This is a genomic window from Aeromicrobium sp. A1-2 (genome assembly GCF_003443875.1).
In the GTDB taxonomy this organism is placed as follows: domain Bacteria; phylum Actinomycetota; class Actinomycetes; order Propionibacteriales; family Nocardioidaceae; genus Aeromicrobium.
Window position 1 is genome coordinate 1,473,325 of the sequence record NZ_CP027482.1, and the last position, 25,649, is coordinate 1,498,973.

The window sequence follows — 25,649 nt, forward strand, 5'->3', positions numbered from 1 at the left end:
TCAGCTCCGGACGACTCGAGGTGTCGAGGCCATCAGCCGCCGCACCTGGAAGGCGTAGAGGACCCCACCCCACCAGTAGAGCGCCACGCCCCACACCGTGAACGCCCAGCCAAAGACGTTGGCGAGATCGGCGACAGTGCTCGGCTCGCCGTTGGGGTCTCCCAGCAACAGGAGCGGGAAGGCGTACAACAGGCTTGCGGTGGCGGCCTTGCCAAGGAAGTGAACTGGCAGTGAGCTGTAGCCGCGGGTGCGCAGGAAAGGCACCAGGCTGAACAGGAACACGTCACGCAGCGGCAGGATGATCGCGAGCCACCACGGGATGATGTCGCGGTAGCCCAGACCAATGACCACGGCGAGGATGAAGAACCGATCCGCAACGGGGTCCAGGATCGCGCCGATCTTGGACGTCTGGTTGAGCCGGCGGGCGAGCTTGCCGTCGAGGTAGTCGGTGATGCCCGACAACATCAAGACGGCGAGTGCGAGCTCATCGTGCTTGGGACCCAGGACGAGCCACAGGAACACCGGGACGAGCAGCAGGCGCACGAAACTCAGCGCATTGGGGATCGTCAGGACACGTTCCTCGATCTTGATCGCCTCCTGCACTGGTCGTCCCCGGATTGTCCACAGACAGACTAGGACATGGGACCCCACGACGTGGCCGCGGACACGAGCATCAGCCCCGTCGGTCGGGCGCTGCCGTTGCGTCACCGAACAGGCCTGACAGACTGGGGTCGAAAGTCCACAACACACGGGCACACGCGTGCCCACGTCCCGAGGAGGATCGTGGCTGACTACACACTTCCGGATCTGCCGTACGACTACGGCGCACTGGATCCGCACATTTCGGGCAAGATCATGGAGCTTCACCACTCGAAGCATCATCAGAACTACGTCAACGGCCTGAACACCGCGCTCGAGAAGCTCGAAGAGGCTCGTTCGAACGAGGCCCACGACACGATCAACCTGCTGGAGAAGAACCTCGCGTTCAACCTCGGCGGTCACATCAACCACTCGATCTTCTGGAAGAACCTCTCCCCCGAGGGCGGCGACAAGCCCACCGGTGAGCTCGGGGCCGCGATCGACGACAACTTCGGCTCGTTCGATGCGTTCCGCGCACAGTTCGAGGCGTCGGCGCTGGGCCTGCAGGGCTCGGGCTGGGCGATCCTCGCCTGGGACACGCTGGGCCAGCGGCTCATCAACGTGCAGCTGTTCGACCAGCAGAACAACGTCCCAGCCACGCTGATCCCGATCATCCAGCTGGACATGTGGGAGCACGCGTTCTACCTCGACTACCTCAACGTCAAGGGCGACTACGTCAAGGCGTGGTGGAACATCGCGAACTGGGCCGATGCCCAGCTGCGCTTCGCTGCGGCAACGTCCGGCGGCCAGATCATCTTCTGATCACGGCACCGGACGAACGGCGGGATCCCTCAGGGGTCCCGCCGTTTTCCGTGCGCGGCCAGATCGCGAAGACGTGCGTTGTACGCCTCGAGCTGCTCGTCGCCGGTCCGGCTCTCCGACCGGTCGAACCGGGCAGCGTCGCGGGCGTCCGAGCGGTACCAGGCCACCGCGATCGCGAGCATGACCAGGACCAGGGGAATCTCGCCCATCGCCCAGGTGATGCCACCGCCGAGATACTGGTCGGCCAGCAGGTCGGTGCGGAACGGCCGCTCGATCGCCTGGTAGTAGCCGCTGGCGATGATCGAGTTGTCGGACATGATCCCGATCGCGAAGAACGCGTGGAACGGCACCGTGACGAGCAGGAGACCGAACCGTACGATCGGCGCGAGTCGACGCGGTGCGGGGTCGATGCCGATCAGGACGTAGTAATACAGGGTGCCGACGCCGATGAAGTGCAGCTGCATCGCGGCGTGACCCCAGTGGCTGCCCATCAGGCCCTCGAACGCCCCGGTGAAGTACAGGCCGTAGAGGCTTCCGGTGAACAGGACCGGACCGACCAGCGGGTTGGTCACGAAGCGCGAGAACCGTGAATGCAGGAAGGTCAGGAGCATCGCGCGGGGCGACACCTCCCCCGGTCGACGGGGCCCCGGCAGCGTGCGCAGCGCCAGCGTCATGGGCGCTCCGAGCACGAGGAAGATCGGCGCGACCATCGAGAGCATCATGTGCGCCACCATGTGGGCGCTGAACAGGACGTGCGAGTACTCCGCCAGTCCCCCGATTGCAGCCCAGTAGATGACGACCATGCCGATGGCCCACGAGATCGAGCGGCCGACCGGCCAGCCGACGCCGCGCGAGCGGAGGACAAGTACGCCCTTGATGTAGAGCGCCGTGCCAAGCCCCACGACAGCCAGACCGACACCGGTCGGCGCCCAGCCCCAGATCAGGTTCATGACGTCCGGAGGAGGTGGCATCGGACCGCCGATCAGGTCCTCGGCCCGCGAGACGACCTTGTCGCTGGCCGGCGTGGCCGTGCGTGAGAGCGCCACGGCGAGACCGATCGTGGCGGCCATGACCATCAGCTCGCTGATCGCGAGTGGCAGGAACCTACCGCCGGCGGAAACGATGCGGCGGCGCTGGAACCAGCCGAAGACGCCGAGGAGCACGATCGCTGCGGTCTTCGCGACGACCAGCCGGCCGTATGACGAGCCGAAGACGTCCGACCAGCCGAGGAGCCGCACTGACGCGTTGGCCAGGCCCGAGGCGGCCACGACGACGTACGCCCACAGCGCGAGCGTCGAGTAACGGCCGACGGCCTCGTCGAGCCGCTTGCTGCCGCGGGCAGCGACCCAGGCCAGCGCCGCGAGCCCCCCGACCCACACCGTGACGCCCGTGACGTGGAGGAACAGGCTCGTGGTGGCCAGGTCGTGCGAGCCAGCCGATGATGCGTGCCCCGTGAGTGCGACTGGGATCAGTGAGCCGATCGACGCTCCGAGGATCAGTGCCAGGGGACGCACCGACAGGGTCCACCCCAGCGCCAGGGCGAGGAGCGCAGCCGCGAGAGCCTGGATCAGCAGCGCTCGTCCCAGCGAGGTCTCGAGCGCGAGCGAGGAGATGAACGTCCAGTTGAGCGAGCCGAGCGGGCGCCCGAAGACGTCCGAAACGGTCAGCATGAACAGCGCCACACTGGCCAATGACCAGACGACCGCCCAGCGACGAGCCACTCGCACGGCGTCGACGGCGAGCCCTTGCACGTCGTCCTTGCCGCCCGGCAGCAGGAACACGGCGACGATCAGGAAGCCCACCAGAGCGACAACCGAGATCTCGGTCAGGACTGTGACCGATGGCACCGCCCAACCGACGAACCGGCCGGGGTCGGGAATGTTGGGTGGCGCCTTGGTCGGTGCGCTGCCGCCGAGCTGCAGCGCCGCAAACATGGTCAGGCCGGCGATCAGGAAGCCGACCAGGACGTCACGTGTGGTCCGGGTCATCGCGTCTCCTCAGAGGCATCAGGAGGAGCGCGATGGCGACAGCCGCCGCGAGGACTCCCCACAGGACGTGGGCGCTGTGCCGGTGCAGGAAAGTGTCCTGCTCGGGCTGGGCGACCTGGGCAACGGATCGCCCCGTCGTCACGGTGAACGCCACGGTGCCGGCGATGGGGTGCCCGTCGGAGGACACCACACGGTAGGACGCGGTGTATCGGCCCTTCATGTCCACCGCCGCCACCTGCGCCGTGACGGCGTTGTCAACGGCGCTGAGCTCCGAGAGCTTGACCGACGAGCCGTCCGGCGCGGTCACCGCGACGGCGGCGTTGCCGACGTTCTCGTTGAAGGTGAAAGTCACGCTGCTGGGAGCGGTGGCGCGGGTGGAACCGTCGTCGGGGTCGGTGCCGACCAACGACGCATGCGCGCTGGCCGGCGCTGACCCCAGGGCCAGGAGCCCCAGGGTCAGCAGGCTCGGAAGAGCCAGACGGAGGACGACGTTACGCACGACGTCGATTCTGTCGGAGGGTGCCAACCAACGCACTGGTCGCTACGACCAGGGCTGCTGCTCCGAGAGCGACGGCCACGAATGCCGTGGTGTTCGACGACTCATCGGCGGCGCCCTTGGCATCGTCCGTGTCGGCGCTGCCCGCACCGTGGTGGTCTCCCGTGGACTCAACCAGCGTCAGCGTCGGAGCGGGGTGCTCAGGCTCAGTGTCACCCTTTTGCAGCTCGTCCCAGCTGACGATCTCGCCGTCGTCGTAGGTCTGCTCGGCCGAGAATGCGATCGACGCGACCTCAGGGAACGGGCCTCCGGAGATCGCGAACTCGTCGAACTGCGAGGGCTGGATGCCATCGCCCGTCGTGGTCCAGGTCACCGTGCGCACGACCTCGGTGACGTCGAAGTCGCCGGCCTTGGCTGGCTCGTCAAGCTTTTCCTTCTTGATCGAAACCTTCCAGCCTGGCTTGGCGCCGGCCGTGACGAAGGCGAACGGGGTGTCGTCCGGGAAGGTGATGACAAGTTTGGTCGTGGATGCGGTGTCCGACTCGTTCGGGACCCGGAACACGGCCTTGCCGAACCCGCCCTGGGAGGCATCGGTCGACGACACCCCGACGTGGGCGTAGGCAGGACCGGCCAGCCCGATGAGGGCGGTCGTGAAGAGCACAGCGGACAGCCGCGTGATGGTGCGATTCATGATGGTGCTTTCTGTGAAAGGAGCTGCGGAGCGGGGATTCAGGACCCGTTCGGCGGTCCTCTCTCGGCTCGTGAGTACGCCAGGCGTAGGTCGGCGAGTGTGCGGGCCGAGGCGATCGGGGTTGCCGGGCGCCACGACGGGACCGCGAGTGCCTTGAGGTCGTGAGGAGCAACGCGCAGACCCAGTCGCTCGGCGAGCTGCCACACGAAGGCCTCACTGCGTGCCAGCGCGGCCGCGCTGACCGCGGTGGCAACGAGGTGGGCCACCAGCATCGACAGCGGCATCGTCATCTCCCCGGACGAGGACCCGAAGTGGACCCCGACCTGGCACAGGATCAGGAGTCCGACGAGCTGTCCCGGTGTCACCCGATGCGACGAGAGCAGCCAGGCGACGAGGGTCGCGCCGACGAAGACCACTGCGACAGCGCCGCTGGGAATCGTGCCCCCGACGCTCGCGTGCCCCACGCCGGCGGTCACGGTGCACAGCAGCGCGACGGCGAGCGAGCGGATCATGCGGACCGCACCGGAGGCCGGGCTCAGCACGGCTGCAGGGGCGGATCGTGGCACCCGCTCATCGTACCGAGGCGTCTAAGGAGTCTGCCCGGCGCGTTCGCGGTCGAGCGCCTCCCCCGTGGCGGCGTCCGACCCGGGGTTGGGCACGGTGGGCTTGTACCGTGGACACATGGCAGCAACCGGACTCGACACCGCATCGTTCATCACACTCGACGAGCGGTGGGGCGCACACAACTACCACCCGCTTCCGGTCGTGATCTCCGAGGCCGAGGGCGCCTGGGTCACCGACGTCGACGGCCATCGCTACCTGGACTTCCTCTCGGGCTACTCGGCCCTCAACTTCGGCCACCGCCACCCGGTCCTGCTCGAGGCGGCGCACACCCAGCTCGATCGTCTGACGCTGACCTCACGGGCCTTCCACAACGACCAGTTCGGCGCATTCTGCCGCGAGCTGGCAGCGCTGACCGGCACCGAGATGGTGCTGACGATGAACACCGGCGCCGAGGCGGTCGAGTCCGCCATCAAGGTCGCTCGCAAGTGGGCGTACGAGGTCAAGGGCGTCGAGTTCGACCGGGCCGAGATCATCGTGGCAGGCGGCAACTTCCACGGGCGCACCACGACGATCGTCTCGTTCTCGGACGATCCCGCCGCCCACGACAACTACGGGCCGTTCACTCCCGGTTTCGTCACGGTGCCGTTCGGCGACCTCGACGCCGTGCGTGCCGCAATCACCCCCAACACCGCCGCGATCCTGATCGAGCCGATCCAGGGTGAGGCCGGCGTCATCGTGCCGCCGGAGGGATTTTTCGCTGGCGTCCGATCCCTGTGCGACGACAACGACGTGCTGCTGATCGCCGACGAGATCCAATCCGGGCTCGCCCGGACCGGCAAGTTGTTCGCGCTTGACCACGACGACGTACGCGCCGACCTCTACACGCTCGGCAAGGCGCTCGGCGGCGGGATCATCCCGGTGTCCGCGGTCGTCGGTCGCGCGGACGTGCTGGGCGTGCTCAAGCCCGGCCAGCACGGCTCGACGTTCGGCGGCTACCCCGTCGCCTGCGCAGTCGGCCGCGCGGTGGTCGGGCTGCTGGAGACCGGCGAGTTCCAGGAACGGTCGCGCGATCTCGGTGAGCACCTGCACAACCGGCTCAACGCGCTGGTCGGCAAGGGTCTCGTCGCGGTGCGCGGACGGGGCCTGTGGGCCGGCATCGACATCGATCCGGCGGCCAAGACCGGCCGCGAGGTCTCGATGGCGCTGCGCGACCGTGGTGTGCTCTGCAAGGAGACGCATGAGCGCACGCTGCGCATGGCTCCTCCGCTGGTCATCACCCGAGAGGAGATCGACGTCGCGATCGACGCACTGACCGAGGCTCTGCACGCCTGATCCACGCCTGCGACGTCAGCGGAAGAACGCCACTCCGCCGGGAGGCGCCGGCGAACGCTCGGCGTCGGCGTCCGTGAAGGGCGACCTTGCCGCGAAGCCCTCGACGACGTCGCGATAGGGAAGCACGCGATACGGGAACGGCGAGCTCGCCGCTCGTCTGGCCAGTCCCTCCCACGGCAGGGGACGTTGCGACGCCGTGACCAGTACGTTGCCGAATCTGCGGCCCTTGAGGGTCGCGGGCTCCGCGCTCAGCATGACCTGCGCGAAGCTGTCCCGCACTCCTCGCACGACCCTGCGGACGTAGGGGAACGGTGCCTTGTCGGCGAGGTTGAGCAGGACCACCCCGCCGTCGACAGTGACCCGGGCCATCTCGGCGAAGAACTCCGTCGTGGTCAGACCCGCCGGGATGCGGGCGCCGTCAAAGGCATCTAGGATCACGACGTCGGCGAAGTCGGGTCGCAGTGCCGCAACGCCCGTCCTGCCGTCGACTGGTCGCACCTTGATTCCACTCTGGCGCGGCAGGGGTAGCTGTTCGCGGACCAGCGTGGTCACCCGTTCGTCCGGCTCCAGCACAACCTGCGCCGAGGTCGGGCGGGTTGCCGCGACGTAGCGGGGAATCGTCATAGCTGCCCCGCCGATGTGGAGGAACCGCAACGGCTCGCCAGGCGATCCCAACGCGTCGATCACATCCGCGATGCGCTGCATGTAGTCGAACTCGAGCCGGGTCGGGTCGTCGACGTCGACGTGGGACTGGTCGGTTCCATCGATCCGCAGCGTGTAGCCAGATGGGCGGTCCCGGTCCTGGACTATCTCGATCACGGGCTCGGTCACCGGGCCACTGTAGGTGAGATCCGGCTCGCGCTGGACCCCGCGCCGCGCTAGCGTCGTGGCTTCGACTTGGGGAGGATGAAGCGGTGCCCAGACGTCTGTTGTCGCTGGCCGTGCTGCTGGTCGCCCTCGCCGGCGCCGTATGGGCTGGCACGCTCGTACGCGACCGACTGGACGGCCCCGGACCGATTCCCACGGTGCGCGCCGCGACCATGGCGTACGCGACCGGCAACTGCCAGGCCCTGCGAGATGTCTCGGAGAGCCCCCAGTCGGTGGACTGTGCCGAGGTCGCGCAGGTGCAGCGCGCCTATCACGACGAGGGGCTGGAGCCCGACCGCTTCACGTATGCCGTGGTCTCGCAGAGCGGCAGCACCGCCACGGTCCGGGTGTCGTACGTCAAAGGCAGCACGCCGTTCGACGAGATGATCCCGGTCGAGAAGGATGGCAGCGAGTGGAAGATCGCGTCCGTGGCCGCTCACCTGGACTGACTGCCCGGGTCAGGTCAGGTCAGCCGACCTTGGCCGCCAGGGTTGTGCCGGGGAGCTGCACCTCGATCAGCATGCCCTTGGCGAGCTGGCGTCCGCGCCGGGTCTCGACCTCCCCGTCGACCTTGACGTCGCCGCCCTGGATCAGATCACCGGCAGCGGCCCCCGAGTCGGCGATGTTGGCGAACTTGAGGAACTGACCCAAGCGGATCATGTCGCCAGTGATCGGAACGATGTCGATGTCGTCGGAAGCCATGTGGCCAGCCTGCCACGACGGGCTCCCCGATGCGTGCGAGGATCGGTGACATGGTGGTCACGCAGGCCCGCGCCGACGTATGGGTTTCTTCCGTACGGCTCTACAGGACGCGCTCGATCGCATCGGCGGAGTGCAAGGCGGGCCATGTACGCATCAACGGCGCGAAGGCCAAGCCGGCGCAGCCGATCAAGATCGGCGACCGGGTCGAGGCGCTGACCGAGGGCGGCATGCGTACGGTCGTCGTCAAACGGGTCATCGTCAAACGGGTCGGCGCATCCGTGGCCGTTGAGTGCTACGAGGACCACACTCCCCCGCCTCCGCCCAAGGAAGAGGTCCCGATCGCGCCCCGCCGCGACCGCGGAGCGGGTCGCCCGACCAAGCGGGACCGCCGCGCCCTGGACCGGCTGCGTGGTCGCTAGCGCGCGAGCAGCGGCAGCAGCGCGCGTGTGCTCAACGGTGCCAGATCGATGTCGCCGGGTTCGGCCGGGTCAACCCAGATGCTCTCGGCAATCTCCGCCGCTGCGACTGGCGCAGTGGCGTCGACCGTCACGCTGAAAACCTCCGCGAGGACGCGGTGGCCGGGCTCGTTGGCGGCGTCCTCCTCGAAGGTCCCGACCCACGTGAACGCCTCGGCGGGCAGGTCGATTCCCACCTCCTCGAGCAGCTCACGGCGCAGGCAGGTCAGCGGGCTCTCCCCCGGCTCGATCTTGCCACCGGGTTGCATGAAGACGGTCGTGCCGTGCTTGCGCACCATCAGCGCCCGGCCGTCGACGTCGGTGGTCAGCGCGGCTGCCACATGGATGACGGGTTCGGTCACGGGCTGAGGACCTCGCCGGGGTCGTGCCCCCACTTGTCGGTCCAGCTCGGCGGCAGCTGGAGCATCCGGAGCAGCTCGTCCAGATCATCGGAGAATGACACGATGCGGGACTGCTCGGGCTGAACGAACCCGGTCTCGACCATTTGGGTCACGAGCTGCCGCATCGGCGCCCAGAATCCCAGCACGTCGAGGAAGCCTGAAGGCTTGGCGTGGATGCTGAGCTGCGCCCAGGTCCACTGCTCGGCGATCTCTTCGAGGGTGCCTGCGCCACCGGGGAGGGCGATGAACGCGTCGGACAGCTCGGCCATCATGAGCTTGCGGGCGTGCATCGAGTCGACGACGTGGAGCTCGGTGAGACCGTGGTGCGCGAGCTCGCGATCGTCCAGCGCGCTCGGGATGACCCCGATGACCCGGCCGCCTGCCTGGATCGCGGCGTCGGCCACGACACCCATCAGGCCGACGTGGCCCCCGCCGTACACGACGTCGATCCCCCGCTCGGCCAGCGTGCGTCCGGTCAGCCGGGCCGCATCGGCGTAGGCCGGATCGTGGCCGAAGCTGGATCCACAGAAGACTGCCACTGAACGCAGTGCCATCAAGGTCCTTCCATCGGGGACCTCCATCGTGGCGTACGGGACCGTCGTGCCGGCACCACGGTCGCCTGACAACCACCGGACACGCCAAGACGCCCCGAGCTCAGCGAGCGGACGAGCCGATGAGGGACGTCTCAGGGTGGAACACGACCCACGCGAACCAGAACGTGTCGAGGTGTCGAACGGCGTCAAGAACAGATCCCTTCAACTTGCCGGCCGTCGCCCGGCCCAGGATGTTCCACTCGCTGCCGGTCTCGCGATCCACGAATCCGTCCGAGCCAGCCTTGAAATGCAGCTCTTGCCCGTCGAGGACGGGGCTGAAGACACCGACCGTTCCGATCTCATCTCCGCCGGCGATGGTGTCGGCGTCGAGTGCCGAGGTCTGACCCGGCAGGTGCCACAGAACGACCTCACGCTCACCGACCGTCACCTCGAGGGGTGCCTCGCCGACCAGCGAGCTGCGAAGGACGGCGACATGCGCGGCGTCGTCACTGATGCCGATGACCCGCTCCTTCACCGGGAGCCGGGTGTCGACCTCCCCGGGAAGTCCGAACAGCAACTCGCCTGACGGGTCGTCATACCCGGCATACGGATTGGTGCCATACGGGCGGTCGAATCCGGTGTCTCGTGACAGCACCTTGGCAGCGGGCGCGGCTGCCACGAAGTCGCCCCAGGCGACCGTGCCCATGGGGATGGCCTCGAGCTGCGTTCCAGTGAGTACGCCCACCGACGCCTGCCCGGTCAGCTGCGGCCACAGTGACTCCGTCTGCCGGTCGTACATCACCAAGTTGTCGGCGAACAGCATGCCGGAGGTGCCGAAGCTCAGAACCCCACGATCGGGCACCGTGCGAAGAAATGCGACGCCGGAGTTGCACAAAGGGCAGTACGTCACCGCAACAGGCTCACCGCCGACCTCGTCGTTGACGATCTCGTGCCACGTCATCACCCGCAACGGATACGCCCGTGTCTCGCCTCCCACAGTCAGCGAGAGCACGGGCTCCTCGTCCTCGAGCCAGTCCACATCCGCCGCGGACTCGAACTTCGGCTCGTCAATCGGCGGGATTCCGTCAGGCGCCGGGCCACCGGACTTCAGTTCGGCAACGTCGATCAACGCGGTCGGAAAGGCAGCATTGGTCGGATCCTTCAGAGCCGAGGGGACATCCTCACGATCGGCAGCGTCTGTGTCAGCGCTCGAGCAGGCCGTGACAAGCGTCAAGAACACCGTGGTCAGCAGTAGGGGCAGTCGATGACGGGCCATGAGCACGGTCTCCTTTGACGGGCTGCCTCGAGTTTTCTTCATCAGATCGGCTCGTTCCGTAAGCGCGGTCACGGAAGCATCGCTCACGTTTCTGCAGAGTGATCACGTTCCACGACAAGGAGACGGTGTGAAACTCAAGACGATCGTCGGTCTGCTGACCGCACTTCTGGCACTCAGCGGGTGCGCGGGAAGCGCCGGCCAGACACTGCCAGGGGCATCCGATTCCGGGGCGGCAGCTGTCAGCTTCTCCTTCACAGGCGAGTCGTTGGACGGTGCGACGTACGACGGTCGTCAGCTCGCGGCGAAACCCACCGTCCTGTGGTTCTGGGCACCGTGGTGTCCCACCTGCCGCGCCCAGGCCGGGAGCGTTGCTTCCCTCGCCAAGCAGTACGCCGGACAGGTGAACATCGTCGGCGTCGGTGGCCTGGCCGATCAGGACGACATTCGGGCCTTCGCGCGTCAGGTCGTCGGTCCGATCCATCTCATCGATGAGGACGGCGAGATCTGGCGACACTTCGGTGTCACGGCGCAGAGCACCTACCTGATCGTGGATGCGCAGGGCAGGACGGTCAGCTCAGGCTTCCTCGACAACGTCCAGCTGGCCGACCTGGTGGCGGAGCTCGTGGGCTGACGTGCTTTCGGCCACTGGAGCCCTGGCACTCGGTGCGGGCATGCTCGCCGCGCTGAACCCGTGCGGCTTCGCACTGCTGCCCGCCTATCTGACGATGCTGGTCACCGACAACCAACCGAGCCGTCTGGTCGCCGTGGCACGGGCACTCAAGATGACCGCAGCCATGACGACCGGCTTCACCGTGGTGTTCGCCGTCTTTGGTCTGATCGTCGCACCCGTGGCCAGCTCGGCACAGCGATTTCTCCCGTGGTTCAGCCTGCTGGTCGGCCTCGCCATCTTCGGCGCGGGCCTGTGGCTCCTGGCGGGCCGCAGCATCACATTCCCGAAGGGGCGGCCGCGGTCGGGCGCACCCATCACGCGTTCGGTCGGATCGATGTTTGGGTTTGGTGTCTCGTACGCACTTGCCAGCCTGACCTGCACAATCGCTCCGTTCCTGGCTGTTGTCGTGTCCGCGTTCCGCGCCGACTCCGTGCTAGCGGGGTCGGGTCTGTTCCTCCTCTACGCCGCCGGAATGGGTCTGGTGGTGGGCACTGCGGCGTTGGCGGTGGCGCTGGCCCAGCAGTCGCTGATCCGCGGCGCCAGACAGCTGGGACGGGCTGTACCGCTGTCCGGCGGCGGTGTCGTGCTTCTGCTGGTTGGCGCCTACGTCGCCTACTACGGTTGGTGGGAGATTCGGGTCCTGCGTGGAGCGGCTCCGGGCGACCCGATCATCGAGTCCGCCGCGTCCGTCCAACATTTGTTGGCGAACACGACGGCCTCGATCGGACCTGGCGGGTTCGGCCTCGCGATGATCGGGTCTCTGCTTGTCGTCGGCGGTGCGCACTGGGTTCGACACCTGCTGAGTCGTTCAGACGCGTCCGCTGACCACGCGAAGGGCAGGTGAGTGTCCGATGACTCGACCGTTTGACACAAATATCCATGAGGCAGTTCCCGAGACGTACTGTTTGGTGCAACGACTTGAGGACCTCGAAGTCTGCGGCGCGAGGCCGTGGGCGTCCGGTCGTCGTGAGGAGCTTGCCGACGTGGAACGTCGCGGACAGCGCTCCGAGGACCTTTGGTGCATGGCCGAGGTCGATATCTTCAGCGATCTCAACGAGCGGGAGATTGGGGCCATCGCCGCAGCGGCACCCATGCGTCAGTTTGCCCCCGGAGAGATCTTGTTCTCGCCGCCCCAACCGATGGAGTCGCTCTTCATCCTCAAGCAGGGTCGGGTGAGGATCTTCCGGGTGGCGCTCGATGGCCGTGTCCTGACCACAGCCATCCTGACCCCCGGCACGATCTTCGGGGAGATGCTCCTGCTCGGACAGCAGATGCACGAGAATTTCGCCGAGGCGCTCGACGAGATCACCGTGTGCGTGATGAGCAGAACGGACGTGCAGCGGTTCCTCCTTTCCGACGCGCGTATTGCGGCGCGCATTTCGGAGTTCCTCGGCAAGCGCGTCTCCCTGCTCGAACGTCGACTTGCCGACACCGTGTTCAAGAGCGTCCCCCAACGTATTGCCGGGACGTTGTGCCTGCTGGCCGATCAAGCACCCCGTCGGACCCTGGGCCGTGGAATCCAGATTCAGCTCACGCACGAGCAGGTTGCGGCCTTGTCTGGTACGTCACGCGAAACCGCGACGAAGATCCTCAACGAGTACGCGGTCCAAGGAATGGTGCATCTCGGCCGCGGCCGCATCACCATCACCGACCTGGCCCGATTGGCCGCCGAAGCCGGCGAGTAGAACACTTCACGCCGACGACGAACCTCGTGGCGGCCCGCTACGGTCTTGAGCGAAGGCCCCACACGACCCAGCCCCCGTGGACCTCTTCGAGGACGCCGCACACCGTCGGCGTCCCAGATGAGGTCAGGCTCAAGACCTGTGTCGGGCTGGGCGATGAGATCGAGATCATGTGCTGCTCTGCCACGTCTGCGCATTGGTGGCGAGGTGACCAGCCAGGCGACCGACGTTGCGCGGGGAAGCTCGCGCTCGGGCGGCGACTGCTAGGGACAGGCTTCGCTCAGCTTCACGGCTGTGAGGACGACCAGCCGGTCGGTCGGCACGCTGGTTCCTGCGGAGGGCTCTTGTTGGCACACCTTCCAGTTCGAGTCCAGCACCTGGAAACGACCTGCGCCGGTCGCGTCGTCCTGGCGGAGCACGTAGCTCCCGAGTGACTGCAGCTCGTCCTGTGCATCCTGCAGAACATCTCCGACGAGCTTCGGCATCGTGAAGACCTCAGCAGGCGCTTCCTCGGCGGGTTCTTCGTTCGTCGCTGTGGCTGCTGGGCTCGGCGTGGCAGGCGCCTCTGGCTCGTCGCAAGTGCGCTCGACGGTCAGGGATATCCCGCCGGTCAGCGGCTCGCCGGCGGACGGCTTCTGGGCGCAGACGACCCAGTTGGACTCGTCGATGACCCCCAAGACCCCACCACCTATCACGTCGATGTCACCCTCCGGGACTTCAGCGTCCTGCAGCAACGTCATGGCCACGTCGAGCTTCTTGCTCTCCATTGCCGGAGTCAGGACTACCGCTTCGCTGCCACCAGAGCATCCGGACAACGCAAAGACACACATCCCTGCAGCCAACAGATATTTCACAAGTTGCCTCTGTTCCGAGGTGAAACGCGAGGCTCGGGCGCTCACGTGAGCAAAAGGTAACAGGCTTTCACGCACACCACGCGGATGCTCTGACATTCGTGGACGGACGGGACTACGACAGACGATCCAGCGGCTCGGCGCCGACGTGTCACGCACCCACGCCCACATCCCAAACGCCTACGCTGACGGGATGCGTTCCCCGATCCCGGACTACTTGCTCGAGGTGCTTGATTCCTGCGGTGAGGATGGCGGGGCCGTAGCCGACTACATCCCCGAACTGGCCGCAGCAGACCCCGACCGGTTCGGCATCTGCGTGGCCACTGTGGACGGCACGATCTACACTGCCGGCGACGCCGACGTCGAGTTCACCATCCAGTCGATGTCGAAGCCCTTCACCTACGCGATCGCGCTCGCCGATCGAGGCATCGACGCCCTCAACGAACGTGTCGGCGTGGAGCCATCGGGCGAAGCATTCAACGAGATCTCCGTCGAGCGGGGAACAGGTCGCCCGAAGAATGCGATGATCAATGCTGGCGCCCTCCTCACCCACTCCTTGGTCGACGGTGACGACAGCGCGGCACAGTCCGAGCGGGTTCGCGCAGGATTCAGTCGTTTCGCTGGGCGTGATCTGGTCGTCGACGAGCAGGCCTTCGTCTCCGAGCTGGCGTCGGCCCACCGCAACCTCGGCATGGCTCACCTGCTGAAAGCCGCCAAGACACTCGACTGCGACCCGGTCGAGATCGTTAGGGGCTACACCCGTCAGTGCTCGGTCAAGGTGTCGTGCCAGGATCTCGCGATCATGGCCGCGACCCTGGCCAATGCCGGCGTCCACCCCCTGACACATGAGACTTTGCTGAGCCGACCTGTGGTGCGCCAGGTCCTGAGCGTGATGATGACCTGCGGCATGTACGACGCGGCGGGCGACTGGATGACCGACGTCGGGATTCCCGCCAAGAGCGGAGTCTCCGGCGGCGTGATCGGCGCGCTGCCCGGGCAGGTCGGGATCGCGGTCTTCTCACCCCGGCTCGATTCGCACGGCAGCAGCGTGCGCGGCGTCGAAGCATTCGAGCGGCTCTCGCGCGACATGGGCATGCACCTGATGGACGTCGCCCAGGAGGGACGCTCGGCGCTCCGCGGGGCCTATGTCACCGAGGGTGACGACCCCATGACGGTCTACGAAGTGCAAGGAGACCTTCGCTTCGCCGGCGCCGAGACCATCGTCCGGGCGATCGCAGAGGGTGAGCACGAGACCCGGCGGGTCGCGCTGGACCTGACCCGCGTCTATCGTCTGCACGACGTCGGCCGACGCATGCTGCTGGAAAGCGTGCGGCGCCTCGGGGAGGACGGTCTGGAAGTCGTGCTGGTCGACCCCGAATGCGCCCTGCCCGAAGCCGCAGATGTCGGCTCGGAACGTCTCACGGTCGTCGACTCGCTCGCCGACGGGACGGCGTCTACGTAGCCACGATGAGGCTGCCCGCGGAGGTCGAACGCTGGTGTCGCCCCGTCAGCCAGTCACCCGGTCGGCCGGAGCGCATCCAGGACCTGCTGGATCGCCCCCGCTGACGTCAGCAGCGCCGCACGCCAAGAACGCACCGAGGAAGATCGCGCCCAGGCTCTGGCAGGAGGCCCGGATCGAGTCGACAAGCGTCGTGGAGACCGCGAAGACCGCTCCCGGTGGCACGTAGTGCGCGTACGTCTCGGCTGCGCGGCCCAGCGGCAGCACGACGAGCCACGCCAGGCTTGCGGCGGCCTTCGCGCCGTGGGCAGCCTCGGCCAACGGGCCCCCATCCCCGTACATCCAGACTCCTGGCAACCGGCATGCGCCACGTGTGCCCGTCAGGCGCAGTCCATCCTGCACAGAGTTCCTTGCGCCATGTCTCGCCGCTCACAGTTGCTTGAAGACTTCTTCAAGTCGTGAAATGATCACACTGTGAACCAAATCGTGCGCACGTGAGTATGTCCACCACACACGCCGCCTCAAGTCTTCGCCTCGCAGGCTCGCGCGTCATTGCCCTGCTGCCGCAGCGATCCGACTGGGACGCCGTCCGCAGGTCGCCCCGTCGCGATCTCGTGGCGGGTGTCACGGTCGCGATCATCGCACTGCCCTTGGCTCTGGCCTTCGGCGTCACCTCAGGTCTTGGCGCCCAGGCCGGCCTGGTCACGGCCATCGTGGCCGGCATGATCGCTGCGGTGTTCGGCGGCTCCAATCTCCAGGTTTCGGGCCCCACCGGCGCCATGACGGTCGTTCTTGTGCCGGTCGTCCACGACTTCGGCGCGTCGGGCGTCCTGATGGTCGGGCTCATGGCCGGAGTCGTCCTGATCGTCCTGGCGTTCGCTCGTCTCGGCCGATACGTCCGCTTCCTCCCGATGCCGGTCGTCGAGGGATTCACCGCCGGCATCGCGGTCGTGATCGCGATGCAACAGCTTCCTGCAGCGCTCGGCGTCACGGCCGGTGATCAGGAGAAGGTTTGGGCCGTCGCGGCAGATGCGGTCACCCGCTACGTGTCACAGCCCGATCCCGCTCCCCTGCTGATGGCCATCGGTGTGGCCGCCATCATGCTGGTCGGTGCTCGGTGGCGCCCCACGATCCCGTTCTCCCTCGTGGGTGTCGTCGGCGCGACGATCGTCGCCCAGGTCACCACGCTCGGGCTCACGCCCCTCGGCGCGATTCCCTCCGGACTTCCTGTCCCTTCGCTCGGATTCTTCGATGCAGGCTCGCTGATGCTCCTGCTCCCGTCGGCCCTGGCCGTGGCGACCCTCGCCGCGCTGGAGAGCCTGCTCTCGGCAACCGTCGCGGACGGCATGAGCGTCGACGAGCATCATGACCCCGATCGGGAACTCTTTGGCCAGGGGCTGGCCAACCTCGCAGTGCCGCTGTTCGGGGGAATACCCGCAACTGCCGCGATCGCTCGCACGGCCGTCAATGTCCGCTCGGGCGCCGGCTCCAAGCTGGCGGCGTTCTTCCACGCGATCGTCCTGCTGGCCTTCGTGCTCGTGGCCGCTCCCCTGGTGGCCGAGATCCCGCTGGCCGCTCTCGCCGGGGTATTGCTCGCGACCACCATTCGGATGGTCGAGGTCAGCTCACTGCTGGCCCTGGCACGGTCGACACGATCGGATGCTGCGGTGCTGACTCTGACGTTCGTCGTCACGGTCGCCTTCGACCTGGTGACCGCGGTCGGGGTCGGACTCGGCCTCGCAATCATCCTCGCGCTTCGCTCGATCGCCCTGAGCTCACGGCTCGACCGCGTGCCGCTGGAGTCGACGGACCACTCGGCCGAGGAGCACGCCCTGATGTCGGAGCACATCGTGGCGTACCGGATCGATGGACCACTGTTCTTCGGCGCGGCCCATCGCTTCCTGCTCGAGCTCACCGAGGTCTCCGACGTGCGGGTCATCATCCTGCGCATGTCACGGATCTCCACCGTTGATGCGACCGGCGCCCAGGTCCTGGGTGATGCAATCACCCGGCTCGAGAAGCGTGGAATCACCGTCCTGCTCTCGGGGATCTCCGACGAGCACCACCAGATCCTCGCCGCCCTGGGGGTTGCGCCCCACCACCTCGACGGACACACCTTCGCCGACACCCCCGCCGCGATTGAGCATGCCCGAGCCCTCCTGGGGATCGCGCCGACTCAGAACGGACACCATGTGACCGCCGATCCGCAGCCTTCCCGTTCCACCGGCTACCCGCAGACCGATCCCCTTCGTCACCGCATTCGTAGCGAACACGCCGATGTCGCGGTCGATGCCGCCCATGCGCTGCTCGAGCTGCACGAGCCGGAGTCGCTCACCGCCGCGCTGACCGTGGCGTTCCCCGAGGGCGACGCCGACAGCTCGTCGACCGAGGCGGTCCATCGCGCCTGGAACGGCTTCCAGCACGATCGCTATCGCAGCATCAACTGACCTGCGGGCCGGCCACCGGTACGATCATGCGCCGGCCCTCTCCTGGCCCGCGACGGTGCGGCACGATCGCCTCGAGCGTCATGGAGCGGAATCTCGTGGCGTGGTCCGGGGACGGAGGAGCAGACGCGGGGGCGGCATTCGGGCCAGCAGCGGACCCAGGACCGCGAGCACGATGACGTAGGCCGTCACCAGGTCGCCCAGCGATTCGTGCTGGGTCCCAACCAGGCCGATGATGACCAGCGAGAACTCGCCGCGGGCCGTCAGAGCTGTTCCTGCGCGCCACCGTCCGGGACGGCCGGCTCCTTCTCGGCCGGCCGCGTACCACCCGGTGGCGATCTTGCTGACGACCGTGACGACGGCCAACAAGGCGGCCGCGGGGAGGGCAGGAAGCAGGTCGCTGGGGTCGACGGCCAGGCCGATCGCGAGGAAGAACACGGCTGCGAACAGGTCCCGCAGGGGTGAAAGGACGGCTCTGGCCCGGTCCGCGACCGCGCCCGTCAGCGTGAGGCCGACGAGGAAGGCTCCAACCGCGGCTGAGGCGTGCACGAATTCGGCAAAAGCAGCGACGACGAGTGTGAGCCCCAGAACCCGCAGCAGCAGCTGTTCGGGATCCGGGTGGGAGACCAGCTGACCCACTCGGTGTCCGTAGCGCTGGGAGGCCACGAGCGCGCCGCTCAGTGCGCCCACCGCGACGGCGGCGCCGATGAGCGCCTGCCACCAGGTTCCTCCGGAGGCGAGCACGGCCAGGACCGGGAGGTAGGCGGCCATGACGAAATCCTCAAGAACGAGGACCGAGAGCACCGCAGGGGTCTCCCGGTTGCCCAGTCGCTGCAGATCCCCCAGGACTCGCGCGATGATGCCGGACGACGAGATGTAGGTCGCGCCTGCGAGCGCCACGATGCCCACGGTGTCCAGTCCGAGCAACCACCCGGCCAGCGCCCCGGGCGTCGCGTTGAGGACGAGGTCGACGACCGCTGATCCGAGGTGACGGCGAAGACTGGTCGTGAACTCGTCGATCGTGAACTCGAGTCCCAGGACGAGCAGCAGCAGCACCAGACCTATCGTGGCCCCGGCCTCGATGAAGTCGTTGGCCTCCGGCACTGTCGCGATCCCACCGCGGCCGAGGAACAGCCCCGCCAGGAGGTAGAGCGGGATCGGTGACAGGCCCAGCCTGCGAGCACCGGAGCCGAGGACCGTCAGGACTAGCAGCAGCAGTCCGAGCTCGAGGAGCAGCCCTGTCGATACCTCCACGTCAGTCGGAGGCGATCAGGCTCGCGACCCCCGACAGACCGTCGCTGGTTCCGATGACCACAAGGACGTCACCCGCCCGCAGGATCTCCTCAGGTCCGGGCGAGGCGAACACCTGCTCGCCCCGGACGATCGCGACGATCGACGCTCCGGTGCGGGTACGGGCGCGGGTGTCTCCGAGTGGGCGGTCGACGTACGCGGCACCCGCCTTGATCTCGACTTGACCCGAGGACAGCCCGGGCACCTCACGAGTCAGGTCGGCGAACCGCTCGGAAATCCGGGGCGCTCCCAAGATCTGGGCCAGCGCGTCGGCTTCCTGGGTGTCCAGATGGAACGTCGCCGAGGCCAGATCAGGATCGCTGCTCTCGTAGAGCGAGAGCTCGAACCCGCCACTGCGGAGCGCGACCACCCCCACCCGGGCACCACGATGGTTGACGAACTCGTAGCGCAGGCCGACCCCGGGGAGCAGCAGTTCCTCGATTTCCATACGCCTCAACCTAGCGCAGCCCCCCGCTACGGTAAGGGCCCAATGGCCCCCTGAGCAGGGCGGTCCGGCACTGACCCAGGTGCACGTCATCCGGTGTGATGAAGAAGCCCAGCGTGATCTTCGAGAGGAATAACGTCCATGTACGCCCTTGAGTTCGAGAACGTCACCAAGCGCTACGGCAAGGACGTCGTCGTCGACGACCTGACCTTCACCGTGGAGCCCGGACGAGTCACAGGGTTCCTCGGGCCAAACGGTGCCGGGAAGTCAACAGTCATGAAGATCCTGCTCGATCTTGCCCGGGCGAATCACGGTCACGCCACGATCGGCGGATTGCGTTACCGCGAGATGGCCGACCCGGCACGCACCGTCGGGGTCGTGCTCGAGCCCAACGCCTTCCACCCCGGGCGCAGCGGGCGCAACCACCTGCGCGTCATCGCTGACGGTGCAGGCATTGACACCACACGCGTCGAGGAGATGCTGGAGTCCGTGGGTCTGACCCACGCAGCAGACCGCCACGTGGGTGGCTACTCACTGGGGATGCGGCAGCGCCTCGGGTTGGCCGCGGCCCTCCTCGGAGACCCCCCTGTGCTGGTCCTCGACGAGCCCGGCAACGGTCTGGACCCCCAGGGCATCCGATGGCTCCGCGACCTGCTGCGGGAGCGGGCCTCCGGTGGAGGCACGGTATTCGTGTCGAGCCACATCCTGGCTGAGGTGGAGCACATGGCCGACGAGATCGTGGTCCTGAGCCACGGGCAGCTGGTCACCACCGGGACTCTCGCCGCGCTTCAGTCGGCCGGCACCTCTGTCCGTACGGACGCAGGTCAGCGGCTGAGCCAGCTGCTCACCGCGGCAGGCGCCGCAGTTCACGTCGGCACCGAGGGTGAGCTCGTCGTCCGCGACATGGGGATCGCCGAAATCGGGGATCGCGCCTGCGCCGCAGGCATCGCCCTGCACGAGCTCAGTCCGCAGGCGGGTTCCTTGGAGGAGCTCTTCCTGGACTGGACGAGCATCGAGCCGGACGCCGGTGCCGGTGCCGCCGACGCTTCGATCGCGACCGAGCCCGAGGGGCAGGCGCGACGGCTGTGACGAGAGTTCTCCGGCTTGTCCGCGCCGAGATCCGCAAGCTCACCAGCACGAATCTGCCGGCGGGATTCCTGGCCTTCCTGGTCGTCATTGCGGGGCTGGACGCTGCGATCGTTGCCTTCGCCACCGACATGGACGGCAGCAAGGCGTTTGTTGCCACAGCCGCGGACCAAGGATCCCTGATGGCCTTCGCGTCCAACGCCATGATTGGCACCAGCCTTTTCGGCGCCATAGCCGTGGCCCGGGAATACGGACACCACACCGCCATCCCGATGTTCCTGACCTCCCCGAACCGCGCACGTGCCGCTCTCGCGCAGATCATCGCTGTGCTGCTGGGTGGCGCCTGCCTGGCGGTCGTCGGACAGGCCCTGGTCGTGCTCGGAATCGCCCTGGCGCTGCCAAGCACCGACTACGGCTTCCTCGTCCCGGCCAGCGATCTCGTCCGGATCTTCGCAGCCACCGCGCTCGCAGGGGCGATCGGTGCCACCTTGGGGGCCGGGCTCGGAGCACTCATCCGCAACACCGGCGGCGCAGTCACCACCGCGGTCCTGGCACTCTTCGTGATTCCTCCGTTGGCCGTTCAACTCATTCCCGAAGCCGCATCCTGGATCCCTCAATCCCTGTATGCGGTCATCTCCGGGGTGGGTTCCGGTACCAGCCTGTGGGCCGCCCTGCTGGCCGTCGCCGCCTGGGGCCTCGTCCCCGCTGCCGCCGGTCTTGTAGCGATCCAACGGCGAGATGTCGCATGAGCCCCCACCGATGAGCCTCGCGGAGCATCCGTGAAGACCGTCAGGGTCGACGTCACGGGGGCGGTCCCTTCGTCCGTCGACCACCACTCAGCCTTGGAGGTCACGGTCGACGGCAACCGCTACGTGATCGAGATGACGCCTGCGTGGGGCGGAGCCCACGACACCGGCGCGGTCGTGGCAGGTGGGCCTGTGGGTTCCCGCGCGCTGGGTCGGTTCCGTGCTTTCCGCTACGAGATACACCTCGACAGGATTGGCGTCATTCCCGACGTCGAGCTCGCCGTAGACAGTCCGCGCCGCCTGAGCAACGACGGTGAGCGCGCGCAGCGGGTGCTCGATCTCGCCGCCACCTTCCCGGCCGCCACCTGGGGCCGCGACGAGTTCGGCGCGGGTGACATGTGGAACTCCAACTCCCTCACCGCGTGGCTCCTGACGCAGAGCGGTCATGCCGTGGACGACATCACCCCACCGGCCGGGGGTCGGACACCCGGCTGGTCCGCTGGTGTGGTCGTCGCGAACCGGCAGGCGCCGTCCGAGCTCCCCCCGGTCCAGCGACGTCCCGGAGGAGTCTGGTGAGCTCAGCTAGGAGCCCTGCTTCTCCGAGTCGGGCGGGACGATGTGCAGGACGCGCTGGGGGAAGGCGATCTCGATGCCCTCGGCGTCCAGCGCGGCCTTGATCCCGACGGCCACCTCGCTGCGCACCTGCCACATCGTGGCCACCGGTGCCTCGTGCCAGAACCGCGCCGCGATGTTGATCGTGCTGTCCCCGAACTCGAAGACCCAGGCTTCCGGCGCAGGCTCGGTCTGCACGCCGGGAACGGAGTTCATCGCCTCGAGGATCGTGCGGCAGGCCAGCTCGAGATCGGTGGCATAGTCGACACCGACGTCGAGCTGGGTACGCCGGGTGGCGCGTCTCGTCCAGTTGGTGATGGGTGCGTCCAGCACCATCGCGGCCGGGACGAGCATGTCGTTGCCATCGAAGGTCAGCAGTCGCACAGTGCGCAGATCGATGTCGAGCACCTTGCCGGCGATGTCGTTCGTGACGATCTGGTCACCGATCCTGAACGGTCGACGCACCTGCAGCAGCACCGACGCCACGGCGTTGGAGAGCATCGACTGCACCGCCAGCGCGAGAGCGATGCCACCGATGCCGAGGGCGCCCAGCAGCGGCGTGATTCGCACGCCGAGCGTGTTCAGCACATAGATCAACGCGGCCGCGATGATCACCAGCTGGATCAGCCGGGCGATGAGGCGGGCAGCGCCCGGCGACGAGTCGGAGCCGCGAAACCTGCGGACCACCAGGCGATGCACGGCCAGCGCGAGCCCGATGCCAACCGCGAGCACGACCAGCGCGGTGACGATCTGCGTCAACGAGATGCCAGTTCCAGCGACGTCGTCCATCTGTCCAGTCTGCCCGACCACCCAGGTCATGCCGAGCCGGTTCCGGCGTCGGCCCCCTTCAGGGCATCGTCGTCCGGGACCGACTGCGATCGGTTCCGGTCAGGAACGGCTCGCCCGGTGGAACGCGGCGATCGTCTCGGTTCGCGCGGTCGTGACGGCGACCTCGTCGGCAAAATCCTTGCGGCGCTGCTCGATCTCAGGGCTGGTCGAGTCGAGCAGGCCGCGGTGGTCCGCCAGACGCAGGGCAGTCTTGAACAGCTCGAGCGACACCGACTCGTCGTTGGCGATCCGTCCCTGCAACATCCACTGCTTGCCGACCTGCACGCAGTCGTCGAGGAAGACCTTCTCGTCATACGGCAGGTCGAGAGCCGCGAGCCGATCGGCGACGACGTGATACGCGTCGAGATACGGCCTCAGGACCAGATGAGCCACGTGCGGGCGCGCCGCGGCGATGTGACCCCTGAGCTCATCTGTGTCCCTCGTCCCACGGCTCCGGTCGGCGCTGCCCAGACCCGCCAGCTCAGCATCGATGTCGGACCCGAACTCGTGACGGCCGGAGAAGAAGAAGTCGAACTTGAGCAGTTCTCGCAACCGCAGCGCCTCCGCCTCCGCGACGGCGGCGGTGTCATCACCGTCGGACTCCAGGGCTGCCAGCAGCGCAAGCTCACCGATGGCACGATCGACCAGAGCGTGGATCGCGGTGTTGCGATAGAACGCCGCGACGAGGTGTCGATCCGGCGCGATGCTCCACACCGTCTCGGTGCCGCCGTCGAAAGCCGTGAGCACACCGGAGGTGACCAGCTCTTCCAGTGTGCGCCGCAAGGTCGCGCGATCGGTCAGGTTGAACCCACCAGCCACTCGCCAGCCCCGCTCCTGCAGGTACCCAGCCAGCGGCGCCACCGTCTCCTCGACCTGGGTGAGGGAGAGCGCGCGATCTTCACCCAGGATGGCCATACTGACTACAGCCGTCGCTGTCACGGGGGTGGCGCGGTTGATCCGGTGGCACGTCTCCAGGGCAAGCCTTTCGATCGCGTAGGGCGCCGATGCCTCGTCCGCCTCGAGCTCGCCCATCCGCTTCCGCAGTGAGATCGGCTCGCCGAAGTCGACGTACGCGCGGCCGAGACGGTTCTTCTGCTCACGGGCGAACTTGTACATCCAGCGGAGATTCTCCGGATTCTTGGCGCCGCCGCGTGCCTCCTTGGTCATCATGGCGACCTCGTGGAGCTGGTCGTACACGATCGAGACCGGCACGATCAGCGCGTCGGTGTCCTCCCGCTGATCGACCGCGTCCGCGACGTAGCGCAGGATGCCGTAGGTCGGCGGACGGAGCTTGCCGGTGCGGGTTCGGCCACCTTCGATCGACCACGCCAGATTGGCGCGATTGGCCAGCAACCTTGAGATGTACGAACGAAGCGCCAGCCGATAGATCGGGATCTCGCCTGTGTTGCGACGGATGAAGATGATCCCGGACCTGCTGGCCAGCTGCCCGGCCGGGAAGAAGTTCAGGTTCGCTCCCCCGAACAGGTACGGCGTGGTGATGCGTCGAGACCCCACGACCTCGGGCACGAGCATTCCATCGAGGTAGGAACGGTGGGAGAACACGAACAGCAAGGAGTGCTGGCTGTCGAGCGCCCTCAGCCGGGCCACGGAGTCCTCATCGATGTAGACATCGTGGGCACGACCCATCCAGTGCAAGAACTTGCGAAAGGCCGCTCCGGTGCGCTCGGTGTGGATGGCCGACATCTCCCGCAGGTTGGCTGCTGCCTCGACCCGGGCAGCCGCGGGATCCTGGCCGATGCTCGACGCGACCTCGGTGACCTTGTCGGCGAACAGCGGGTCGTCCAGGACCTGCACGACTTCACGCGGATCGGTGGGAAGCGGTTCGCCGTCACCGGGCAGGATCCCCGCGGCCTGCAGCAGCTGTTTGGGCCGTGCGCGATTCAGCGCGCGGCCGACGGGCGAGTGTGGACGAGGATCGGGGTTCACCATCGGAGTCTCGGGCGCCCACCGCCGCACGTCAAGCACTTTGGCGGTCAGCGCACGGCAGCGGTCCGGCGACATCTGAGCCGGCCGGGACGCCCGGTGGCCGACCTACATCTTGCCGAGCTCGTAGATGCGCGTGCTGTGGATCATGGGAAGACCGTCGAGCAGTGCCTGCGCAGCGTCCATGTTCTCGGCGTTGACGATCGTGTAGCCGGTCATCGGCACCCCCGAGTAGTCGAGCTCGGTGCTCGCGCCGTCCTTGCCGATCTCGCGTCCGGCCACGAACGGATTGCCCATGTCGACGGTGTGGGGTGCGATCTTCTCGAACCACGCCATCCAACCAGCACCGATCTCGGGGGTCGGCGTCTCGAACCCTTGGTGCAACAGCAGGAACTTCTTCATGATCGATCCTTCATTGAGGAGTGCCCGGCCCGGTTGAGTCGAGATGGAGCTGATAGTTCTCCAGCGACGCGCCGTCGGCGCCCCACCAGGTGTGAAACTGGCCCAGCCAGTCCTGCAGACCGCGAAGACCGCTCGCATCCAGCGTGAGGGTGTTGGTGCGGCCGACCTTGCGTCGCGAGACCAACCCTGACTGCTCAAGCACGGCAACATGCTTGTGCATGGCCGGCAACGACAGGTCCCTCATCTTCGCGAGCTGACTGATCGTGCAGGGTTGGAGGCCGAGCACTCGCACCATCTCGCGCCGATGGCTGTTCGCCAGCGCGAAGATCACGCCGTCCAATTCACTTTGATGCATACCAATAGTTAACCAATCAGTGAATGTTTGGTCAAGGATCGGGCGCGGCACGGGTCTGCGACAGCCAGTCGTGATTTCCACCGCGTCCACGTCCGACCGCTGACGAGTTTCCGCAGGTCAGATCACCTG

At 67.2% G+C, this 25,649-nt stretch carries 30 protein-coding genes; 12 read left to right on the forward strand and 18 right to left on the reverse strand.

The features are described 5' to 3' along the window. On the reverse strand, positions 1 to 603 hold the full coding sequence (locus C6I20_RS07200; RefSeq protein ID WP_216823015.1) for a CDP-alcohol phosphatidyltransferase family protein: 603 nt from the start codon (positions 601 to 603) through the stop codon (positions 1 to 3). A gap of 180 nt (positions 604 to 783) precedes the next feature. On the opposite strand from C6I20_RS07200, the gene C6I20_RS07205 reads away from it, so the two are divergent. Beyond that, the gene (locus C6I20_RS07205; RefSeq protein ID WP_118395336.1) at positions 784 to 1,401 is read left to right on the forward strand and encodes a superoxide dismutase; all 618 of its coding nucleotides are present in this window, start codon (positions 784 to 786) and stop codon (positions 1,399 to 1,401) included. Between the two features lie 29 nt (positions 1,402 to 1,430). Here C6I20_RS07205 and C6I20_RS07210 read toward each other — a convergent pair whose 3' ends face one another. From C6I20_RS07210 to C6I20_RS07225, 4 genes are read right to left on the reverse strand one after another with little or no spacing between them, the layout of a single operon-like run. Next, on the reverse strand, positions 1,431 to 3,389 hold the full coding sequence (locus tag C6I20_RS07210) for a cytochrome c oxidase assembly protein (RefSeq protein ID WP_118395337.1): 1,959 nt from the start codon (positions 3,387 to 3,389) through the stop codon (positions 1,431 to 1,433). Next, complete coding sequence (locus C6I20_RS07215) at positions 3,370 to 3,888, reverse strand: copper resistance CopC family protein (RefSeq protein WP_162891179.1); 519 nt, start codon at positions 3,886 to 3,888, stop codon at positions 3,370 to 3,372. The genes C6I20_RS07210 and C6I20_RS07215 overlap by 20 nt, the downstream gene beginning before the upstream one ends. Next, complete coding sequence (locus tag C6I20_RS07220; RefSeq protein ID WP_118395339.1) at positions 3,881 to 4,576, reverse strand: YcnI family protein; 696 nt, start codon at positions 4,574 to 4,576, stop codon at positions 3,881 to 3,883. Before C6I20_RS07220 ends, C6I20_RS07215 begins: the two co-directional genes overlap by 8 nt. A gap of 38 nt (positions 4,577 to 4,614) precedes the next feature. Next, complete coding sequence (locus tag C6I20_RS07225) at positions 4,615 to 5,142, reverse strand: hypothetical protein (RefSeq protein WP_162891180.1); 528 nt, start codon at positions 5,140 to 5,142, stop codon at positions 4,615 to 4,617. Between the two features lie 115 nt (positions 5,143 to 5,257). Between C6I20_RS07225 and rocD the strand changes: the two genes are divergently transcribed. Beyond that, positions 5,258 to 6,472: an ornithine--oxo-acid transaminase gene (gene rocD, locus C6I20_RS07230; RefSeq protein WP_118395341.1), complete on the forward strand. Its 1,215-nt coding sequence runs from the start codon at positions 5,258 to 5,260 to the stop codon at positions 6,470 to 6,472. Positions 6,473 to 6,487: 15 nt separating this feature from the next. On the opposite strand, the gene C6I20_RS07235 is transcribed toward rocD, so the two are convergent. Continuing rightward, positions 6,488 to 7,291: a spermidine synthase gene (locus tag C6I20_RS07235; RefSeq protein WP_118398706.1), complete on the reverse strand. Its 804-nt coding sequence runs from the start codon at positions 7,289 to 7,291 to the stop codon at positions 6,488 to 6,490. A gap of 95 nt (positions 7,292 to 7,386) precedes the next feature. On the opposite strand from C6I20_RS07235, the gene C6I20_RS07240 reads away from it, so the two are divergent. Then, entirely contained in the window at positions 7,387 to 7,788 is a 402-nt protein-coding gene (locus C6I20_RS07240; RefSeq protein ID WP_118395342.1) for a hypothetical protein, read from the forward strand. A gap of 19 nt (positions 7,789 to 7,807) precedes the next feature. Here the strand turns inward: C6I20_RS07240 and C6I20_RS07245 are convergent, their stop codons facing one another. Next, positions 7,808 to 8,041, reverse strand: coding sequence for an RNA-binding S4 domain-containing protein (locus C6I20_RS07245; protein ID WP_118395343.1), 234 nt, complete (start codon positions 8,039 to 8,041; stop codon positions 7,808 to 7,810). A 50-nt stretch (positions 8,042 to 8,091) separates the two neighbouring features. On the opposite strand from C6I20_RS07245, the gene C6I20_RS07250 reads away from it, so the two are divergent. Then, positions 8,092 to 8,460 (forward strand): RNA-binding S4 domain-containing protein, encoded by a 369-nt coding sequence (locus C6I20_RS07250; RefSeq protein WP_118398708.1) that lies wholly within the window; start codon positions 8,092 to 8,094, stop codon positions 8,458 to 8,460. Here the strand turns inward: C6I20_RS07250 and C6I20_RS07255 are convergent. From C6I20_RS07255 to C6I20_RS07265, 3 genes are all read right to left on the reverse strand, one after another. Continuing rightward, positions 8,457 to 8,858 carry an NUDIX domain-containing protein gene (locus C6I20_RS07255; protein ID WP_118395344.1) on the reverse strand — a complete coding sequence of 134 codons (402 nt, stop codon included), beginning with the start codon at positions 8,856 to 8,858 and terminating at the stop codon, positions 8,457 to 8,459. The genes C6I20_RS07250 and C6I20_RS07255 overlap by 4 nt on opposite strands. Next, positions 8,855 to 9,451, reverse strand: a complete 597-nt coding sequence (locus C6I20_RS07260) for a TIGR00730 family Rossman fold protein (RefSeq protein ID WP_118395345.1) — start codon at positions 9,449 to 9,451, stop codon at positions 8,855 to 8,857. Before C6I20_RS07260 ends, C6I20_RS07255 begins: the two co-directional genes overlap by 4 nt. 100 nt (positions 9,452 to 9,551) lie before the next feature. After that, positions 9,552 to 10,706 (reverse strand): DUF3179 domain-containing protein, encoded by a 1,155-nt coding sequence (locus tag C6I20_RS07265; RefSeq protein WP_118398710.1) that lies wholly within the window; start codon positions 10,704 to 10,706, stop codon positions 9,552 to 9,554. Between the two features lie 127 nt (positions 10,707 to 10,833). Here C6I20_RS07265 and C6I20_RS07270 point away from each other — a divergent pair, with 127 nt between their 5' ends. The 3 genes from C6I20_RS07270 to C6I20_RS07280 all read left to right on the forward strand — a co-directional run bounded on the left by C6I20_RS07270 (position 10,834) and on the right by C6I20_RS07280 (position 13,061). Further along, on the forward strand, positions 10,834 to 11,337 hold the full coding sequence (locus C6I20_RS07270; RefSeq protein ID WP_162891181.1) for a redoxin family protein: 504 nt from the start codon (positions 10,834 to 10,836) through the stop codon (positions 11,335 to 11,337). A 40-nt stretch (positions 11,338 to 11,377) separates the two neighbouring features. After that, a complete protein-coding gene (locus C6I20_RS07275; protein WP_254052284.1) occupies positions 11,378 to 12,220 on the forward strand; it encodes a cytochrome c biogenesis CcdA family protein in 843 nt (280 codons plus the stop codon). Between the two features lie 178 nt (positions 12,221 to 12,398). Then, positions 12,399 to 13,061, forward strand: coding sequence for a Crp/Fnr family transcriptional regulator (locus C6I20_RS07280; protein WP_254052285.1), 663 nt, complete (start codon positions 12,399 to 12,401; stop codon positions 13,059 to 13,061). 260 nt (positions 13,062 to 13,321) lie between these two features. Here the strand turns inward: C6I20_RS07280 and C6I20_RS07285 are convergent, their stop codons facing one another. Further along, entirely contained in the window at positions 13,322 to 13,825 is a 504-nt protein-coding gene (locus C6I20_RS07285; protein WP_118395349.1) for a PASTA domain-containing protein, read from the reverse strand. A gap of 277 nt (positions 13,826 to 14,102) precedes the next feature. Between C6I20_RS07285 and C6I20_RS07290 the strand changes: the two genes are divergently transcribed. Then, the gene (locus C6I20_RS07290; RefSeq protein WP_118395350.1) at positions 14,103 to 15,371 is read left to right on the forward strand and encodes a glutaminase; all 1,269 of its coding nucleotides are present in this window, start codon (positions 14,103 to 14,105) and stop codon (positions 15,369 to 15,371) included. A 45-nt stretch (positions 15,372 to 15,416) separates the two neighbouring features. Here C6I20_RS07290 and C6I20_RS07295 read toward each other — a convergent pair whose 3' ends face one another. Continuing rightward, positions 15,417 to 15,710, reverse strand: a complete 294-nt coding sequence (locus C6I20_RS07295; protein ID WP_118395351.1) for a hypothetical protein — start codon at positions 15,708 to 15,710, stop codon at positions 15,417 to 15,419. 158 nt (positions 15,711 to 15,868) lie between these two features. On the opposite strand from C6I20_RS07295, the gene C6I20_RS07300 reads away from it, so the two are divergent. Then, a complete protein-coding gene (locus C6I20_RS07300) occupies positions 15,869 to 17,815 on the forward strand; it encodes a SulP family inorganic anion transporter (RefSeq protein ID WP_118395352.1) in 1,947 nt (648 codons plus the stop codon). A 78-nt stretch (positions 17,816 to 17,893) separates the two neighbouring features. Here the strand turns inward: C6I20_RS07300 and C6I20_RS07305 are convergent, their stop codons facing one another. Then, on the reverse strand, positions 17,894 to 19,066 hold the full coding sequence (locus tag C6I20_RS07305; protein WP_118395353.1) for a cation:proton antiporter: 1,173 nt from the start codon (positions 19,064 to 19,066) through the stop codon (positions 17,894 to 17,896). Position 19,067: 1 nt separating this feature from the next. Then, positions 19,068 to 19,550: a cation:proton antiporter regulatory subunit gene (locus C6I20_RS07310; protein ID WP_118395354.1), complete on the reverse strand. Its 483-nt coding sequence runs from the start codon at positions 19,548 to 19,550 to the stop codon at positions 19,068 to 19,070. A gap of 138 nt (positions 19,551 to 19,688) precedes the next feature. On the opposite strand from C6I20_RS07310, the gene C6I20_RS07315 reads away from it, so the two are divergent. Genes C6I20_RS07315 through C6I20_RS07325 form a run of 3 tightly spaced genes read left to right on the forward strand, consistent with a single transcriptional unit; the run spans position 19,689 to position 21,955 of the window. Further along, on the forward strand, positions 19,689 to 20,636 hold the full coding sequence (locus C6I20_RS07315) for an ABC transporter ATP-binding protein (RefSeq protein ID WP_118395355.1): 948 nt from the start codon (positions 19,689 to 19,691) through the stop codon (positions 20,634 to 20,636). Beyond that, positions 20,633 to 21,382 carry a hypothetical protein gene (locus C6I20_RS07320; RefSeq protein WP_118395356.1) on the forward strand — a complete coding sequence of 250 codons (750 nt, stop codon included), beginning with the start codon at positions 20,633 to 20,635 and terminating at the stop codon, positions 21,380 to 21,382. The genes C6I20_RS07315 and C6I20_RS07320 overlap by 4 nt, the downstream gene beginning before the upstream one ends. Positions 21,383 to 21,412: 30 nt before the next feature. Beyond that, the gene (locus C6I20_RS07325) at positions 21,413 to 21,955 is read left to right on the forward strand and encodes a hypothetical protein (RefSeq protein ID WP_118395357.1); all 543 of its coding nucleotides are present in this window, start codon (positions 21,413 to 21,415) and stop codon (positions 21,953 to 21,955) included. 6 nt (positions 21,956 to 21,961) lie between these two features. Here the strand turns inward: C6I20_RS07325 and C6I20_RS07330 are convergent, their stop codons facing one another. The 4 genes from C6I20_RS07330 to C6I20_RS07345 all read right to left on the reverse strand — a co-directional run bounded on the left by C6I20_RS07330 (position 21,962) and on the right by C6I20_RS07345 (position 25,610). Further along, complete coding sequence (locus tag C6I20_RS07330) at positions 21,962 to 22,780, reverse strand: mechanosensitive ion channel family protein (RefSeq protein ID WP_162891182.1); 819 nt, start codon at positions 22,778 to 22,780, stop codon at positions 21,962 to 21,964. A 99-nt stretch (positions 22,781 to 22,879) separates the two neighbouring features. Next, on the reverse strand, positions 22,880 to 24,766 hold the full coding sequence (locus C6I20_RS07335; RefSeq protein WP_216823017.1) for a lysophospholipid acyltransferase: 1,887 nt from the start codon (positions 24,764 to 24,766) through the stop codon (positions 22,880 to 22,882). A gap of 105 nt (positions 24,767 to 24,871) precedes the next feature. Beyond that, complete coding sequence (locus C6I20_RS07340) at positions 24,872 to 25,165, reverse strand: hypothetical protein (RefSeq protein ID WP_118395360.1); 294 nt, start codon at positions 25,163 to 25,165, stop codon at positions 24,872 to 24,874. A 10-nt stretch (positions 25,166 to 25,175) separates the two neighbouring features. After that, positions 25,176 to 25,610 (reverse strand): winged helix-turn-helix domain-containing protein, encoded by a 435-nt coding sequence (locus C6I20_RS07345; protein ID WP_162891183.1) that lies wholly within the window; start codon positions 25,608 to 25,610, stop codon positions 25,176 to 25,178. Positions 25,611 to 25,649: the final 39 nt, after the last annotated feature.